The sequence below is a fragment of the Streptomyces sp. NPDC101219 genome, assembly GCF_044767675.1.
Classification (GTDB): domain Bacteria; phylum Actinomycetota; class Actinomycetes; order Streptomycetales; family Streptomycetaceae; genus Streptomyces.
In genome coordinates this window covers 95,057-111,174 of sequence record NZ_JBIWOK010000007.1, presented here as the reverse complement: position 1 = coordinate 111,174, position 16,118 = coordinate 95,057, and the positions used below count along the sequence as shown (strand labels likewise).

16 protein-coding genes and 1 pseudogene are annotated in these 16,118 nt (G+C 74.1%); 9 read left to right on the top strand and 8 right to left on the bottom strand.

Features of this window, described 5'->3' with window-relative positions; all coding sequences use genetic code 11:
- Positions 1-144 precede the first annotated feature (144 nt).
- Positions 145-1,092: an NADP-dependent oxidoreductase gene (locus tag ACIRPP_RS15685; protein WP_403642421.1), complete on the bottom strand. Its 948-nt coding sequence runs from the start codon at positions 1,090-1,092 to the stop codon at positions 145-147.
- Between the two features lie 155 nt (positions 1,093-1,247).
- Between ACIRPP_RS15685 and ACIRPP_RS15680 the strand changes: the two genes are divergently transcribed.
- Together ACIRPP_RS15680 and ACIRPP_RS15675 are read left to right on the top strand one after the other, a co-directional pair.
- Complete coding sequence (locus ACIRPP_RS15680; RefSeq protein WP_403642418.1) at positions 1,248-2,279, top strand: phosphotransferase family protein; 1,032 nt, start codon at positions 1,248-1,250, stop codon at positions 2,277-2,279.
- A gap of 5 nt (positions 2,280-2,284) precedes the next feature.
- Positions 2,285-3,499 carry an acyl-CoA dehydrogenase family protein gene (locus ACIRPP_RS15675; RefSeq protein ID WP_403642415.1) on the top strand — a complete coding sequence of 405 codons (1,215 nt, stop codon included), beginning with the start codon at positions 2,285-2,287 and terminating at the stop codon, positions 3,497-3,499.
- An 83-nt stretch (positions 3,500-3,582) separates the two neighbouring features.
- Here ACIRPP_RS15675 and ACIRPP_RS15670 read toward each other — a convergent pair whose 3' ends face one another.
- On the bottom strand, positions 3,583-3,825 hold the full coding sequence (locus ACIRPP_RS15670; RefSeq protein WP_403642412.1) for a hypothetical protein: 243 nt from the start codon (positions 3,823-3,825) through the stop codon (positions 3,583-3,585).
- 75 nt (positions 3,826-3,900) lie between these two features.
- Between ACIRPP_RS15670 and ACIRPP_RS15665 the strand changes: the two genes are divergently transcribed.
- A complete protein-coding gene (locus ACIRPP_RS15665; protein WP_403642409.1) occupies positions 3,901-4,881 on the top strand; it encodes a LysR family transcriptional regulator in 981 nt (326 codons plus the stop codon).
- A gap of 673 nt (positions 4,882-5,554) precedes the next feature.
- On the opposite strand, the gene ACIRPP_RS15660 is transcribed toward ACIRPP_RS15665, so the two are convergent.
- Positions 5,555-6,148: a TetR/AcrR family transcriptional regulator gene (locus ACIRPP_RS15660; protein WP_164335321.1), complete on the bottom strand. Its 594-nt coding sequence runs from the start codon at positions 6,146-6,148 to the stop codon at positions 5,555-5,557.
- Positions 6,149-6,365: 217 nt separating this feature from the next.
- On the bottom strand, positions 6,366-7,139 hold the full coding sequence (locus ACIRPP_RS15655) for an SDR family oxidoreductase (protein ID WP_403642406.1): 774 nt from the start codon (positions 7,137-7,139) through the stop codon (positions 6,366-6,368).
- Between the two features lie 235 nt (positions 7,140-7,374).
- Here ACIRPP_RS15655 and ACIRPP_RS15650 point away from each other — a divergent pair, with 235 nt between their 5' ends.
- On the top strand, positions 7,375-8,637 hold the full coding sequence (locus tag ACIRPP_RS15650) for an exo-beta-N-acetylmuramidase NamZ domain-containing protein (protein WP_403642403.1): 1,263 nt from the start codon (positions 7,375-7,377) through the stop codon (positions 8,635-8,637).
- A 416-nt stretch (positions 8,638-9,053) separates the two neighbouring features.
- The gene (locus ACIRPP_RS15645; RefSeq protein ID WP_164334549.1) at positions 9,054-9,656 is read left to right on the top strand and encodes a hypothetical protein; all 603 of its coding nucleotides are present in this window, start codon (positions 9,054-9,056) and stop codon (positions 9,654-9,656) included.
- A gap of 354 nt (positions 9,657-10,010) precedes the next feature.
- Here ACIRPP_RS15645 and soxR read toward each other — a convergent pair whose 3' ends face one another.
- On the bottom strand, positions 10,011-10,502 hold the full coding sequence (soxR, locus tag ACIRPP_RS15640) for a redox-sensitive transcriptional activator SoxR (protein ID WP_403642399.1): 492 nt from the start codon (positions 10,500-10,502) through the stop codon (positions 10,011-10,013).
- Positions 10,503-10,634: 132 nt separating this feature from the next.
- Here soxR and ACIRPP_RS15635 point away from each other — a divergent pair, with 132 nt between their 5' ends.
- Entirely contained in the window at positions 10,635-11,096 is a 462-nt protein-coding gene (locus tag ACIRPP_RS15635; protein ID WP_403642396.1) for a MaoC family dehydratase, read from the top strand.
- On the opposite strand, the gene ACIRPP_RS15630 is transcribed toward ACIRPP_RS15635, so the two are convergent.
- The 3 genes from ACIRPP_RS15630 to ACIRPP_RS15620 all read right to left on the bottom strand — a co-directional run bounded on the left by ACIRPP_RS15630 (position 11,087) and on the right by ACIRPP_RS15620 (position 13,319).
- The gene (locus ACIRPP_RS15630; protein WP_164349706.1) at positions 11,087-11,731 is read right to left on the bottom strand and encodes a TetR/AcrR family transcriptional regulator; all 645 of its coding nucleotides are present in this window, start codon (positions 11,729-11,731) and stop codon (positions 11,087-11,089) included. The genes ACIRPP_RS15635 and ACIRPP_RS15630 overlap by 10 nt on opposite strands.
- Positions 11,732-11,819: 88 nt before the next feature.
- Positions 11,820-12,107, bottom strand: coding sequence for a YiaA/YiaB family inner membrane protein (locus tag ACIRPP_RS15625; protein ID WP_164336190.1), 288 nt, complete (start codon positions 12,105-12,107; stop codon positions 11,820-11,822).
- Between the two features lie 60 nt (positions 12,108-12,167).
- Positions 12,168-13,319: an acyl-CoA dehydrogenase family protein gene (locus ACIRPP_RS15620; RefSeq protein ID WP_403642393.1), complete on the bottom strand. Its 1,152-nt coding sequence runs from the start codon at positions 13,317-13,319 to the stop codon at positions 12,168-12,170.
- A gap of 58 nt (positions 13,320-13,377) precedes the next feature.
- On the opposite strand from ACIRPP_RS15620, the gene ACIRPP_RS15615 reads away from it, so the two are divergent.
- From ACIRPP_RS15615 to ACIRPP_RS15605, 3 genes and pseudogenes are all read left to right on the top strand, one after another.
- Positions 13,378-14,028: a TetR/AcrR family transcriptional regulator gene (locus ACIRPP_RS15615; RefSeq protein WP_403642390.1), complete on the top strand. Its 651-nt coding sequence runs from the start codon at positions 13,378-13,380 to the stop codon at positions 14,026-14,028.
- 59 nt (positions 14,029-14,087) lie between these two features.
- A pseudogene (locus ACIRPP_RS15610) lies at positions 14,088-14,807 on the top strand (ArsR/SmtB family transcription factor); the annotation flags it as partial.
- Positions 14,808-15,063: 256 nt separating this feature from the next.
- Complete coding sequence (locus ACIRPP_RS15605) at positions 15,064-16,086, top strand: DMT family transporter (protein ID WP_403642387.1); 1,023 nt, start codon at positions 15,064-15,066, stop codon at positions 16,084-16,086.
- Positions 16,087-16,118: the final 32 nt, after the last annotated feature.

Here is a 16,118-nt window from a genome sequence, read left to right as displayed (position 1 = left end):
TCCCGTCTGCCGTGCGACGCCATGCACGCACTCTCGTCGCACGGCCCGCCCTGCGGGTGGACGACGGGAATGTGACGACAGGCCCTGGGGGATCGGCCGCCCGCGGGGGCCTCGCGGCTGCTGGGCCGCGAGGCCCTCAGCCCCTCAGGTCTCCTCCGGAGCCTCCTGGGCGACCGTGACGACGATCTTCCCCCGGGTCCGGCCCTCCTGGTTCAGCCGGTGCGCGTCGGCCGCGCGTTCCAGCGGGAACGTCTCGGAGACGTGGACCCGCAGCGCCCCCTGCTCGGCCAGCTCGGTCAGCCGGGTCAGGTCCTGCGGGTCGGGGCGGACGAAGTGGTAGCGGCCTCCGTAGGTCACGACCTCGGCGTCGGCGACGGACGCGAGCCGGCCCTCGGGGGCGAGGAGGTTCGCCGAGACCTTGAGGGCGTCACCGCCGACGGTGTCGAACACGGCGTCCACGCCCTCGGGCGCCAGCCCGCGCACCCGCTCGGCCAGGCCCTCGCCGTAGCTCACCGGCTCCCCGCCGAGGGAGCGGACGAAGTCGTGGTTGCGTTCGCTCGCCGTACCGATGACGCGGGCGCCGAGGTGGACGGCGATCTGGACGGCCAGCGAACCGACGCCGCCGGCCGCGGCGTGCACCAGGACGGTCTCGCCGCGCCCGACCCCCAGGATGTGGTGCAGCACCTGGTAGGCGGTGAGTCCGGCCAGGGGGATGCCGGCGGCCTCCTCGAAGGAGAGGTTGCGCGGCTTGCGGGCGAGGGCGCGCACCGGGGCGGCGACGTACTCGGCGAAGGTGCCCCGGGAGAGGAAGTCCTCGCGGACGTAGCCGATCACCTCGTCACCGGGCTCGAACTCCGGCACGGCCCCGCCGGTGCGGACGACCTCACCGGAGACGTCCCAGCCCGGGACCACCGGGAACACCGCCGGGAGCACCGGGTCGAGGTAGCCCTCGCGGCACTTCCAGTCGACCGGATTGACGGCCGCCGCCCGCACCCGGACGAGCACCGAGTCGGGGCCGACCTTCGGGTCGTCGACCTCTCCGAGGGTCAGTACCTCGGGGCCGCCGTACTGTGCGTAGCTGATCGCCTTCATGCCTCGACCCTCGGCTGCGGCCGCGCGCGACGCAAGCGGAACGGCGGGATCGGCGCCTATCGTGGGCCCGATCACGTTTGGTTCGCCCTCTGGACGACATACCGACCGGTCGGCATCATTGTGCGGGTACTGTTCGCCTGCCCACAGGAGCGACGATGAGCCCCGACCACCCGCCCGGACTCGATCTCGACCGGCTGCGCGGCCTGCTCGAACGGGAACGGCCCGGCCTGGTGAACGGCCCGCTCTCCGGCCGGCTGATCGAGGGCGGACGGTCGAACCTCACGTACCGGGTCTCCGACGGCACCTCGCGCTGGGTCGTCCGCCGCCCGCCGCTCGGCCACGTCCTCGCGACCGCGCACGACATGAAGCGCGAGCACCGGGTGATCGAGGCCCTGCACCCGACCTCCGTGCCGGTCCCCCGGCCCCTGCTGCTGTGCGAGGACGAGGAGGTGCTGGGCGCCCCGTTCTACGTCATGGAGTTCGTCGACGGCACCCCGTACCGCACCGCCGACCAGCTCGCCCCGCTCGGCCCGGAACGCACCCGGGGTGCCGTGCTGGACCTGGTGGACACCCTCGTCGAGCTGCACGCGGTGGACCCCGCCACGGTGGGCCTGGCCGACTTCGGCCGGCCCGAGGGGTTCCTGGACCGGCAGCTGCGGCGCTGGGGCAAGCAGCTGGACGCCTCCCGCAACCGCGAGCTGGCCGGGATCGACGAGCTGCAGGCCGCGCTCGGCCGGGACCTGCCTCGCTCGCCCGCCCCGACGGTGGTGCACGGCGACTACCGGCTGGACAACGTCCTGATCGGCGAGGACGACTCGATCCGGGCGATCCTCGACTGGGAGATGTCCACGCTCGGCGACCCGCTGACCGACCTCGGTCTGCTCGTCATGTACAGCACTCCGCTGGGCCTTCCCGGCTCGCCGGTCTCCACCACCGCCGAGGCACCCGGGCACCCGTCCCCCGCCGAACTGACCGAGCGGTACGCCGCGCGCTCGGGGCGCGACGTGGCGGGCGTCGCCTGGTACACGGCCTTCGCCTGGTTCAAGCTGGCCGTGATCCTCGAAGGCATCCACTACCGCTACACGCTGGGCCGGACGGTCGGCCCCGGGTTCGACCTCATCGGCGACCTGGTCCCCGTCTTCATCGAGCACGGCCTCACCACTCTGCAGGGCCTTCAGGAGGGCTGATCGTCATGGACTTCGCGTTCGACGCGCGTACCGAGGAACTGCGCACCCGGCTGCTCGCCTTCATGGACGAGCACGTCCACCCCGCCGAGCGGGTCGCGCACGAACAGCGCGCCGGGCTGGCCTCCCCCTGGGACACCGTCCCCGTCGTGGAGGAACTCAAGGCGGAGGCCCGCAGGCAGGGCCTGTGGAACCTCTTCCTGCCGGACTCCCCCTACGGTGCCGGGCTCAGCAACCTGCAGTACGCCCCGCTGGCGGAGATCATGGGGCGCTCCCCCCAGCTGGCGCCCACGGCCACCAACTGCGCCGCGCCCGACACCGGCAACATGGAGGTGCTGGCCCAGTTCGGCGACGAGCAGCAGAAGAAGCAGTGGCTGGAACCGCTGCTGGCGGGCGAGATCCGCTCGGCGTTCGCGATGACCGAGCCGGAGGTGGCCTCCTCGGACGCCACCAACATCACCACGCACATCCGGCGGGACGGCGACGAGTACGTCATCAGCGGCCGCAAGTGGTACATCTCCGGGGCGATGCACCCCGACTGCAAGATCTTCATCGTGATGGGCAAGACCGACCCGGACGGTGCGGACATCCGCCGCCAGCAGTCCATGGTGCTCGTCCCGCGCGACACCCCGGGCGTCACGATCCGGCGCGCGATGCAGGTCTTCGGCTACGAGGACGAGTACCACGGCGGTCACGCCGAGGTGGTGTTCGACGAGGCGCGCGTGCCGGTGGCGAACCTGATCGGCCAGGAGGGCGGCGGCTTCGCCATCGCCCAGGCCCGGCTCGGCCCGGGCCGCATCCACCACTGCATGCGGCTGATCGGCATGGCCGAGCGGGCGATCGAGCTGATGTGCCGCCGCGCCGTGTCCCGCGAGGCCTTCGGTAAGGCGTTGGCCCAGCAGGGCGTGGTGCAGAACTGGATCGCGGACGCCCGGGTCGCCGTCGAGCAGCTGCGGCTGCTGGTGCTGAAGACGGCCTGGATGATGGACACCGTCGGCAACCGGGGCGCCCACACCGAGATCCAGGCCATCAAGATCGCCACGCCGCGCACGGTCGTCGGCATCCTCGACCGGGCCATCCAGCTGTACGGCGCCGGCGGGGTCAGCCAGGACTTCCCGCTGGCGGAGCTCTACGCCGGGGCGCGCACGCTGATGATCGCCGACGGTCCGGACGAGGTGCACCAGCGGTCGCTGGCCCGTCGGGAGCTGAAGAAGTACCGCTAGGGGGCAGGCAGGGCCGTGGCCCCTCCCGGGAGGGGCCACGGCGCTGTGGGCTCTCCCGCCGTGCCGGGCGTCGCCGCCGCCGTCTATCGCGGCCTGCGCGGCCTCCGCGACCGGCGCGGTGGGCCGGGGACGCCGGGCCCCTGGCTGCCGGTGCCGCCGGACCGGGCACCGTCCGGCGCGCGGGTGCGCAGGCGGGCGTGCACGCGGGCGTGCAGGTCCAGGAGCCGGCGCGCCGGCAGGCGCAGCGCGGTGGGGGTGTCGGGCGAGTAGGCGGCGGTCCACACCGCGGCGGACAGCGCGGCCCGCAGGGTGGGGACGAGGCGCACGGGAACAGCATCGGGCGGGCCCCGGCGGCCGGTCCAACAGATGGTTTCGCTGGAACCCATCGCTACCGTGGATGGATGGAGATCCGGCAGCTGCGCCATTTCATGGCCGTCGTCACCGAGGGCGGCTTCACCGCCGCCGCGCGCGCCGAGCTGATCGCGCAGTCGGCACTGAGCACCTCGGTCCGCAAGCTGGAACGGGAGCTGGGGGCCGACCTGTTCGACCGCACGGGCCGCCGGGTCGTGCTGACGGAGGCGGGCCGCGCGCTGCTGCCGCAGGCCCGGGCGCTGCTGGCGGGGGCGGAGGCGGCGCGGCACGCGGTGGCCGAGGTCGCGGGACTGGCCCGGGGGCGGGTGGCCATCGGCACCATCCAGACGCTCACGTGTGTGGACCTTCCGGTGGAACTGGCCGCGTTCCACCGGGAGTTCCCCGGCGTACAGGTGTCCGTGCGGGACTCCGGGGTGGACGAACTGACCGAGGCGCTGCGCGCGGGCGAGCTGGACCTGGCGTATCTGGCGCCGGACGCGCGGGAGTTGCCCGAAGGACTGGCGGTGCACGCGACCTGGCACGAGGAGCTGGTGCTCATCACCGCGCCGGGCCATCCGCTGGGGGCGGCGGGAAAGGTGGAGGTGGGTGATCTCGCCGCGGAGCCGTTCGTGGACTTCCGCGCGGGCACCGGTCTGGAGACGGCCGTACGGCGGCTGGCCGCGGGGTGGGGGCTGCGGCGGCACATCACCTGTGACGTCACGCAGGCCGGGCTGCTGGTGGATCTGGTGCGGGCCGGGATCGGGGTGGCGTTCGTGCCGCGGCCGATCGGTGAGCGGGCCGGGCTGCCCTGTCTGGCGGTGCGGCAGCCGGACCCGGGGCGCACGGTCGTCCTGGCAGGGCGCGGGACACGCCCACGCAACCCGGCGGCGGCCGCGCTGCTCGACCACCTGACGGGCGCGGACCGACGGGACACGGCGGACGCCGGGCGGCGCCGCCCGGCTGACGGCGACGGGCACCGGGCGGACGACCCGGCCGACAAGCAGCCCCCTGCCGGCAGCGGCGCGAGCTGACAGGACACGCACAGCAGGTGCCGGGCGACGGCGCCCGGTTAAAGGCGACGGGCACCGCGTGGACGACCCGGCCGACAAGGAGCGCCCTGCCGGAGGCAGCGCGGACCGGCCGCACACGACAGCCGCCAGGCGGCGTCACCCGGCCGACGGCGACGGGCACCGGGCGGACGACCAGGCCGACAGGCAGCCCCCCGCCAGAAGCGGCGCGGGCTGACGGGACACGGCACGGGGGCGCCGGGTGATGGCGCCCGGTTGACGGCGACGGGCACCAGGCAGAGGACCCGGCCGACGGGGAGCGCCCTGCCGGAGGCGGCGGAAGATGACGGGGCCGGCCGGGCGACAGCCGATGGCGCCTGGCCGACGGCGACGGCGGGCGCCGAACTGATGCCCCGACGGCGAGGAGCGCCCTGCCGGAGGCAGCGCGGACCGGCCGCACACGACAGCCGCCAGGCGGCGCCACCCGACCGACGGCGACGGGCACCGGGCGGACGACCCGGCCGACAGGCAGCGCTCTGCCGGAGGCGGCGGCGCGGGCCGACGGGGCGGGCGGGAGCCCGGCCTGGACGCGCCGGGCAGGCCGGGCTCCCGGCCGGGCACGGACGCGCCAGGGCCCGTCATCGGGCAGTCGGCGCCGGGCCGGTCACGGATCCGCCGGGGCGGGCCGCCGGGCCCGTCAGGGACGCAGGGCCCGCAGGAGCAGGTCCGCGAGGTGGTCGGCGACCTCCTGCGGGCTGAGCGGGCCGTCGGGGCGGTACCAGGTCGACAGGTGGTGCACGGAGCCGAAGTGGTAGTCGACCACGAGGTCGGCCGGTGTCGCGCGGGAAAAGACGCCGGCCTCCTGGCCCTCCTCGATCAGCGCGCGGAAGCGTTCGTGGTAGCGGCGGCGGGCAGCGCGCACCTGCTTGTTCTTCTCCGGGCTCAGGTGGTGCATGGAGCGGAAGAAGATCGACGCGTCGTCGAGGTTCTCGATCGTCGTGACGACCACGTCGGCCGCCGCGCCACGCAGCCGCTTCTCGATCGGCTCGTCGGCGTCCGCGTAGGCGTCCAGGCGTTCCTGCTGGACGCGCAGCACGCGCGCGTAGACCTCGTGGAGGAGATCGTCCTTGGAGCCGAAGTAGTGGTAGAGCGCGCCCTTGGTGACGCCGGCCGCCTCGACGATCTCCTGCACCGAGGTGCGGTCGTAGCCCTGCTCGGCGAAGAGCCGCGTGGCGGCGGCCAGCAGCCGCTGTGGCACGGGGGTCCCGTCACCGTCCGTCGTCCTGGGCACTGCCGCCACCTGCTTTCCGTGTCGCTCTCATGGTCGTGCGCCGGGGAACGCCGCTCCCCGACGGAGGATCTTCCCACCGGCCGTGCCGGCCACGCGGGACGGGCCCGCCCGCGCGTGGGGGCAGGCGCACAGTCTCCCCCCGCGCCGCCCTGCGGTCACAGCCGGGTCCGGTCCGGCGCCCCGGCGGGGCGCGCGGAGGCCGGGGCGGGGCGGGCGGTCAGCGGGCGGCCTCCCACTGCTGCTGGAGGCGGTTCATGCCGCCCAGCCAGCGCTCGGGGTCCTCGGCGCGGGCCCGGTAGTACGCGGCGACCTCCGGGTGCGGCAGGATCAGGAAGCGGTCCTCCTCGATGCCCCGGAAGAGGGCGTCGGCCACGTCGTCCGGCTCGATCGCGGTCGGCTCCAGCACCAGCCGGCCCGCGCTGCCGCTGGCGGTGAGCATGTCGGTGCGCACGCCCTGCGGACAGATCGCGTGGACCTTCACCCCGCGGTGCCGGTACGTGAGCGAGAGCCACTCGGCGAAGGCGTAGGCGCCGTGCTTGGTGACGCTGTACGGCGCCGTGCCGAGCATGGTGAGCAGCCCGGCGGCCGACACGGTGGAGACGAAGCGGCCGGCGCCGCGCTCCAGCCAGTCGGGGAGCAGGGCGTGGGCCGCGCGCACGTGGGCCATCACGTTGACGTCCCAGGAGAGCGCCCAGCCCTGCTCGTCGAGGGGTTCGCCGGGCTCCCCGCCGTCGCGCCCGACGCCCGCGTTGGCGCAGTAGACGTCGACCCGGCCGCCGAGCGCGTCGCGCGCCTCGTCGACGGCGGAGGAGGCGTCGCCGGGGACGGCGATGCCGCCGATCTCCTCGGCGACGGCCTTCACCCGGTCGGCGTCGAGGTCGTTGACGACGACCTGTGCCCCCTGGGCGGCGAAGCGGCGGGCGAGTGCCGCCCCGATGCCGCCCGCGGCCCCCGTGACGACCACTTTCGCACCCTGTACGGCTTCCACCATGGTCTCCTTGACGCGGCTTGTCGATGGGTCGTGCGGCTCCCCCCGCCGCGCCCCGCGCGGGCGTCCGGCGGGGCGTGGAGCGGTCGCGGCGGGAACCGGCCGCGCCAGACTAACCGGTCGGTATGTCCGACGGAAGGGTCCGGGCGCACGCATGCGGTGCGGTGCGTTCCCCGCGGCGCCGCCGACAGCTAGCGTGCGTGTTCATGACACCCGTAGCGATCACGGAGGCCGCCCCATGAGGCTGTCCAGACGGACCCTGCTCGCCACCACCACCGCCGCCGCGATGGCGGCTTCCGCCGCCCCGGCGCAGGCGGCCGCCGCCCCGCCGGCGGCGGCGCCGGGCCGCGGCCGACGGCCCGCCACCGGCTTCGAACGCCTCGCGGCCGACGGGTACTCCCTGCTCGACAGGCAGCGGGTCGGCGTCGTCACCAACCCCACCGGCATCACCCGCGACGCGCGCCACATCGTCGACGTCATGCACGCCGACGACCGGGTGCGGCTGACCGCCGTCTTCGGCCCGGAGCACGGCTTCCGGGGCACCGCCCAGGCGGGCGGCTCCGAGGGCCGCCACGACGACCCCGCCACCGGCCTGCCGGTGTACGACACCTACCTCAAGAGCGGTCAGCCGCTCGCCGACATCTTCACCGCGTCGGGCGTGGACACGGTCGTCTTCGACATCCAGGACGTCGGGGCCCGCTTCTACACCTACATCTGGACCCTCTACGACTGCATGGAGGCCGCGCGGCTGGCCGGCAAGCGGTTCGTGGTCCTCGACCGGCCGAACCCGGTGACCGGCAGGGCGGCGCTGGGGCCGGTGCTGCACAAGGAGTTCGCGACGTTCGTGGGCCGGGAGCCGATCTCGCAGGCGCACGGCATGACGGTGGCGGAACTGGCGCTGCTGTTCAACGCCGAGTTCCTGACCGCACCGGTGCCGCTGGAGACGGTCCGGATGAAGGGCTGGAAACGGTCGGACTTCTACGACACCACCGGGCTGCCGTGGGTGCCGCCGAGCCCGAACATGCCGACCCCGGAGACGGCCCTCGTGTACTCCGGGACGTGCCTGTTCGAGGGCACCAACCTCTCCGAGGGCCGCGGCACCACCAGGCCGTTCGAGCTGCTGGGCGCCGAGGGCGTGGACGGCGGCTGGGCCGCGGCGGCCGACGGGCTGGGGCTGGCGGGGGTGCACTTCCGGGAGGCGTACTTCGCCCCGACGTTCTCCAAGTTCCAGGGGAAGACCGTCGGCGGTGTGCAACTGCACGTGCACGACCGTCAGGCGTTCGACCCGGTGCGCACCGGCATCGGGCTGCTGATCACCGCCAAACGGGTGTGGAGCGGGTTCGCCTGGCGGCCGGACCACTGGATCGACCGGCTCACCGGGTCCACCCGCGTGCGCACGATGATCGACGCGGGCGCGGACACCGACGAGGTGGTGGCCGGCTGGCAGCGGGAGCTCGCCGCGTTCCGGCGGACACGGCGGGAGTACCTGCTCTACCGCTGAGCGGTTTTCCGCCGAATGGGGCGGCGTCCGGGACGGTGCCGGACGCCGCCTCTTTGCGTCTGCCACCAGCACGGACGGGGCTGGGCGGGCCCCGTCGGTCCCGGACAGCGGCGCGCCCGGATCGCGATCGCCACGCATATCGGTCCGGTCTTCAGGAACCCGTGGCTCCTGCGGGGAGTTCTCAGTCCGGCGGGGAGCCGCCTCCCGGAGCGGCCGGGCCGAGCACGGACCGCCGTGGACGACCACAACTGAAGCGCGGGTCAGGGGAGTTGACCCACACGTCGACGCGGGGGACCCAGGGGTCACCGAAAAAGGATGGATCCGATTCGCGTGTCGACACGTCTACTCGACGACGTCCGTTCGACGACGCCGAAGTGACCGGATTACAGGTGCAGGTGTGACGGAGGTGCAGGAGGATGGCCGGTTTCCGAAGTCTGGCGAGACAGGTGCGTGATCCGCGGTGCGACCTGGCGCTGCGGCGCTACTCGCTGCGCAAGTGCCTGGAGCGGTTCGCTCCCTACGGGCACAGGGCGACATGGGACCACTTGTGCTCACGGGCCGGGTTCGACCCCGAGGACCGCTCCGTCGACCCAGCGCGGCTCGTGGCCGCACTGGACGAGCTGGAGGAGGCCCGCGCGGTCTGGCTGGCCTACGAGGTCGAGTTCGCCGCGCGGCGCAGGAAGGAGAAGCAGGACGGTCTGCGCAGGCCGGGCAGCGTGGACGACTGGCACCGGCTGACCTGGGGAGGATTCGGTGTGGCCTGGTGCGACGACCCCCGGGTGCACCCCACGGAGCCGCTGGCGGAGGTGCTGCGCCGCCTGATCGCGGCGCTCGAACGGGAACCGGGCACGGCCTGCCCGGTCTGCCGGGGGGAACGACTGATGTGGCGCCACGACCTGGACCACGAGCCGTCGTCCGGCCCGGTCTGCACGGACTGCGGGATCCTGGTGCCGCGCCCGGTGCTCACGCCGGGCGCACTCGCGGACGCCCGCCGGGCCAGGATGCTCGTCTCGGCCTGAGTCGCGACGGCCACCGCGCGGGACACCGCCGCACGCGCGGGAGACGGGACGGCGGCGGACCGGCCGACGGGGCGTGACCGGCGGCCGGCGATGACGGATGGCGGCCGACGATCACGGGGGCAACGGGGGGCGTGGGGGTGCGCCGGGGATGCCGCACCTCCACAGCGTTGCCTCTCCGGGACAGCGGGCTGCCGGGCGCGCCGGAGACCGCCGCGTGGTCGCGGCAGGAGGGCGCCCCGCATCCCGGCGCGGCGTGACGGTACCGCCGCTCCCGTCCCTCACCCCCTACCCCCGACGACGCCCCGGGCGACCTCGCCGCGGTGGGCGCGGCCCTCGCCGTCCCGTTCGCCGGATTCACGATCGCGGGCGGGCCGGGCCGCGGGCCGGGCGGGGACTTTCGGCCATCAGGCGCGAGCCCGTGAGGCGCTCGCCGAAGACGTCGTCCGGGTTGGACAGCACGCAGCTGTCCAGGGACAGGCAGCCGCAGCCGATGCAGTCGGTGAGGTGGTCGCGCAGCCGGTTGAGCTGCCGGATGCGCTCGTCCAGTTCGGAGCGCCACGCCTCGGAGAGCCGGGCCCAGTCCTCCCGGGTGGGCGTGCGCTCCTCGGGCAGCCGGGCGAGCGCCTCGCGGATCGTGGCGAGCGGGATGCCGACGCGCTGGGCGGCCCGTATGAAGGCCACCCGGCGCAGGGTGTCGCGGCTGAACCGGCGCTGGTTGCCCGAGGTCCGGCGGCTGGTGATCAGACCTTTGGACTCGTAGAAGTGCAGGGCGGAGACGGCCGCGCCGCTGCGGGCGGCGAGCTGGCCGACCGTGAGCTCGTGGATCTTCTCTGGAATCTGAGGCACTCCCCGAACCCTACCCACCGGCCGGCGGCCCGGGTCCGTTGACAGGGGCCGCCGGGGCGACCATGCTAAGCAGTCGCTTAGAGTTGCGCCGCGGCATGCGCGGCGACCTCCCTGACGCGAGAGGCCGGGAACATGGCAGAGCCGAGGATCTTCACGTCCGTCGACGAGCTGAAGGCGGCGGTGGGCGAGCAGCTGGGGTACACCGACTGGCTGGAGATCGACCAGAAGCGGATCGATCTGTTCGCCGAGGCCACCGGCGACCACCAGTGGATCCACGTCGACCCGGAGAAGGCGGCCGCGGGCCCGTTCGGCACGACCATCGCGCACGGCTATCTGACGCTGTCCCTGCTGCCGCTCTTCGGCCCGCAGCTGCTCACCGTCGAGGGCGTCAAGATGGGCGTCAACTACGGCACCAACAAGGTGCGCTTCCCCGCGCCCGTCCCGGTCGGCTCGCGGCTGCGCGCGACGGCGGCGATCGCCGCCGTGGACGAGGTGCCGGGCGGCGTGCAGGTGGCCACGGCGTTCACCGTGGAGCGCGAGGGCGGCGACAAGCCGGTGTGCGTGGCCGAGTCGGTGGCCCGCTACTACCTCTGAGCCGGGCGGGCCTCCTTGGCCCCGACCATGCGCAGGACGAGGTCGGCGTAGAGCGCGCCGACCTCCTCCGGGGTGCTCGGGCCGTCGACCTTGAACCAGCGGGCCACGTCGACACAGAGGGAGAGCACCGCGAGGGTCGTGCCGTGCACGTCGATGACGTCGAACTCGCCGGAGCGGGCCCCCTCCTCGATGATCGTGCGCACCTCGGCGTCGACCTGCCGGCGCAGTTCGCGGATCTCGGCGCGGGCGTCGGGGCCGAGCGAGTCCAGCTCGTACTGGACGACCCGGGCCGTGGTGCGGCCGCCCGCGTGCCAGCGGACGAAGGAGCTGACCGCGCCCGCGAGCCGCTCCGTCGCGCTGCCCTCCGCGCGGGACGCCGACCGCAGCACCTCGAGGACCTTCTCGTGGCCGATCCTGCTGATGCGGTGGAGCAGCTCTTCCTTGGTCTTGTAGTGGATGTAGAGCGCGGCCGGGCTCATGCCGGCGCGGCCCGCGATGTCCCGCGTCGTCGTGGCGTGGTAGCCGCGCTCCGCGAACGCCTCGACCGCGGCGAGCAGCAGCCGTCGGGCCGCGTCGGGTGTGACCTCACCCCACGGCTGCGCCTCGCCGCCGGCCGTCTCCTCCGCCGTACTCATCGCTCACCTCTTCCGCTGGCAGGGACAACACCATACCGGCACGGGTGAGCGGGCGCTTAGCGGGAGGGTGCGGTCCCGGCCGAACGCGTCACAGCTTCTCGAAGGGGTCGTGCTCCGCGAGCAGCTTCTCCAAACGTGCCTGGTCCACCCGGGAGACGATCTGCCCGGCCTCCTGGCGGTCGCGGATCACCTTGGCGAGCGTGAAGGCGGAGGTGACGAGGTACAGGACGGCGATGCCGAGGAAGGCCCGCACCCACGCGTCGGCCTCCAGGCGGAAGATGCCGTACGCGGTGGCCACCATGGCGATGGCGAAGGAAGCGACGGCCTGGGCGTGGAAGGCGGCCGTGCTCTGCTGCTTGACCGGTGTGTCGCTCATGGGGAAAGGATCGGCGGATGTGGCCCGGACCACATCCGCCGGAGTACTCAGATCACGTACTCAGAAGGCGGACACCCCGGTCAGGTCACGGCCGATGAGCAGCTTCTGGATCTGGCTGGTGCCCTCGTAGAGCGTCATCACCCGGGCGTCGCGCAGCAGTTTGCCCGCCGGGTACTCGTCGATGTAGCCGTACCCGCCGAACACCTGGAGGGCGTTGTTGGCGGCGCGCACGGCCGCCTCGGAGGCGAACAGCTTGGCCTTGGACGACTCGACTGCGAACGGCTGCCCCCGGTCGACGAGGTCGGCGACCCGCCAGGTCAGCAGCCGGGCCGCGTCCACGTCGACGGCGATGTCGCTGATCAGTTCCTGCACCAGCTGGTGGTGGGCGATGGTCCTGCCGAACTGCTCGCGCTCCCCCGCGTGGGCCACGGCGGCGTCGAGGGCCGCCTGGGCGATGCCGACACAGCCGGCGGCGACCGACATCCGCCCCTTCGCCAGGGCGGACATGGCGACGGAGAACCCCTTGCCCTCCGGGCCCAGCATCGCGGACGCCGGCACCCGCACGTCCTGGAACACCAGCTCGGCGGTGGCCTGTCCGCGCAGGCCCAGCTTGCCGTGGATGGGACGGCGGAGCAGGCCGGGCGTGTCGGCGGGCACCAGGAAGGCGCTCACGCCCCGGTGGCCGGGGGCGTCGGTGGAGCGGGCGAAGAGCAGGACGACGTCGGCCCAGGTGCCGTTGGTGATGAAGGTCTTGCTGCCGTTGACGACGTAGTCGCCGCCCTCGCGCACCGCGCGGGTGGTGAGGCTGCCGGCGTCGGAGCCGGTGCCCGGCTCGGTCAGCGCGAAGCAGCCGACGTGCTCCCCTGAGGTGAGTCCCGGCAGCCAGGCGCGCTTCTGCTCCTCGCTGCCCCAGGCGGCGACGGTCTTGGCGACCAGCCCCAGGGAGACGGAGACGATGCCGCGCACCGAGGAGTCGCCGCGGCCCAGTTCCTCGGTCACCAGGCAGTAGGCGAGGTGGTCGCCGCCGGAGCCGCCGTACTCCTCGTCGACGGTCAGGCCCAGGAACCCCAGGTCGCCCAGCTTCTTGACGATGCCGCGGTCGACCTCCTCGGCGCGGTCCCAGGCGGTGGCGTGCGGGACGACCTCGCGCTCCACGAAGTCCCGGGCCAGCCGGCGGACGGCGCTCTGCTCCTCGCTGAGCTCCAGGTTCATGCGGGGTCACCACCAACACTTTTAATTACCACTGCTAGTTTTATGTCGCAGCCCTACTATGTGCGCCATGGCCCGACCGCGCAAGCCCCTTCTGAGTACCGACCGGATCGTCGCGACCGCCCGTGCGCTGGTGGACGCCGAGGGCCTCGCGGCCGTCTCCACCCGCCGCCTCGCCGCGGAACTGGGGGTCAGCGGGCCCTCGCTCTACAACCACTTCCGCACCAAGGACGACATCCTCGAAGCGGTGGCCGACTCGGTGAGCGCGCAGGTCGACCTGTCGATGTTCGAGGACGGCCGGGACTGGCGCACCGCCCTGCACGACTGGGCCGTCTCCTACCGGACCGCCCTGCGCGACCACCCCAACATCGTGCCGGTGCTGGCCCACGGTCCGGGCCGGCGTCCCGCGGCGCTGCGGCTGGCGGACGCCGTCTACGGGGCGATGGTCGCGGCCGGCTGGCAGCCCGCGCAGGCCACCTCCATCGGCGCCCTGATGCGGTACTTCGTCATGGGCTCCGTCCTCGGCTCCTTCGCCGGCGGCTTCGTCGACGACGCCAGCGCCTACGACCCGGCCGACTATCCCCACCTCGGGCAGGCGCACCTGCTCGCCGAGAAGCAGGAGAAGATCGACGAGCGGGCCTTCGAGACGGGGCTGACGGCGCTGCTGGACGGGCTCGCCGTGCAGTACGAGCAGCTGCGCGGCGACGGCTGACGCACGCCCCCGGGAGTGCCGCCCGGACACTTCGGCGGGGACCGAACGGTCCGTGGCGCATGCTGGACCACATGACCCACAGGGACCCCGCCGCGCCGGGACTCGCCCGGCTCACGGCGCTGATCGCCGACGAGACACGGGCCGCGTGTCTGCTCGCCCTGCTGGACGGGCGGGCCTGGACCGCGGGCGAGCTGGCCCGGGCGTGCTCGGTCGCAGCGTCCACCCTGAGCGAGCACCTCGGCAAGCTCGTCGCGGGCGGCCTGCTGACCGAGGAGCGGCAGGGCCGTCACCGCTACGTCCGGCTGGCCGACGAGCGCGTCGCCCACCTGGTGGAGGACCTGGCCGCCCAGGTCGCCCCGGACGCGGTGGAACGCCCGAGGACCCTGCGGCAGTCCGGCGCCGGCGCCGCGACGGCCCGGGCCCGCACCTGCTACGACCACTTCGCCGGGCGGCTCGGCATCACCCTCACCGATGCCCTGACCGACCGCGGACTGCTGCGCCAGGACACCGGGTTCGCGCTCACGGACGCGGGCCTGCGCTGGTTCGACCGGGCCGGCATCGCCCTGGACCGCCGCGGCAGACGGCCGCTGGTCCGCGCCTGCCTCGACCGGACCGAGCGGCGTCCCCACCTCGCCGGGGCGGCCGGCGCGGCCCTGTGCGGGCACGCCCTGGCGGCGGGGTGGTGCGTCCGGATCGGCTCCGGGCGCGCGGTGAAGGTGACGGACGCGGGCGAGCGGGCCCTGTCCGCACTGCTCGGCATCGCACCGGCCGCCCTGCGCCGACCGGGACGGCCCCTGGACGGACCCGCCCTGTCCGGCCGTCACGTCCGAAATCCGCGAGCGCATCCGCGCCGCGCCGACTTAGGGTCTTTCGTTTGGATCAGGACGGATGAGGGAGCGGGGTCCGGTGCCGTGCGTCGCAAGGCGGAGGAGGGCGGCAGGGCGGAGCCCTGACAACCGACGACAACGCGGCGAGGCGCGGTGCCGGGGCCCGCGAGCCCGTCCTGATCCAAACGAGAGGCCTAGCGTCTAGAGCATGATGTACGACGTCCCCGTGTCCCGGCCCGCGCGCCGCGGCGAGCTGCTCGCCGCGGGTGCCGCCGCCGTCACCGTGGTCCTGTGGGCCTCCGCCTTCGTGTCGATCCGCAGCGCGGGCTCCGCGTACTCGCCGGGCGCCCTCGCGCTGGGGCGGCTGCTGGCCGGGGCGCTGACGCTGGCCGTGATCTGCCTCTGGCGGCGGGAGGGGCCGCCGCCCCGGACGGCGTGGCGCGGCATCGCGATATCGGGGCTGCTCTGGTTCGGCTTCTACATGGTGGCCCTCAACTGGGGCGAGCAGCAGGTCGACGCGGGCACGGCCGCCCTGGTGGTGAACATCGGGCCGATCCTCATCGCCCTGCTCGGCGCCCGTCTGCTGGGGGACGCGATGCCCCCGCGGCTGCTCGCGGGCATGGCCGTGTCGTTCGCCGGCGCGGTGACCGTCGGCCTGTCGATGTCCGGTGAGGGCGGGTCGTCGCTGCTGGGCGTGGTGCTGTGCCTGCTGGCTGCGGTGGCCTACGCGGGCGGGGTCGTCGCGCAGAAGCCCGCCCTCGGGACGGCGAGCCCGCTGCAGGTGACGACGTACGGGTGCCTGGTCGGGGCGGTGGCGTGTCTGCCGTTCGCCGGGCAGCTGGTGAGCGAGGCCGCCCGGGCGCCCGCGTCCGCCACGCTCAACATGATCTATCTGGGGGTCTTCCCGACCGCGCTGGCGTTCACCACGTGGGCCTACGCGCTGGCCCGGACGACGGCCGGGCGGATGGGGGCGACCACGTACGCGGTGCCCGCGCTGGTCGTGCTCATGTCATGGCTGGCGCTCGGCGAGGTGCCCGGCGCGCTCACGCTGGCGGGCGGCGCCCTGTGTCTGGCGGGCGTGGCGGTGTCCCGTTCCCGGCCCCGTCGGCCTTCGGCAACCTCGGTGGACGGTCCGCCCGTCCCCGGGCCCGGGGACGGACAGCCGGGGCCCGTCCCGGCCGGCCCCGGGACCGCGGCGGACGGCGGCGGGCGGGGGCCCCGGGGCGCCTGAGCCGGGGGCCGGTCCGGGGCCGTGGGCCCGGG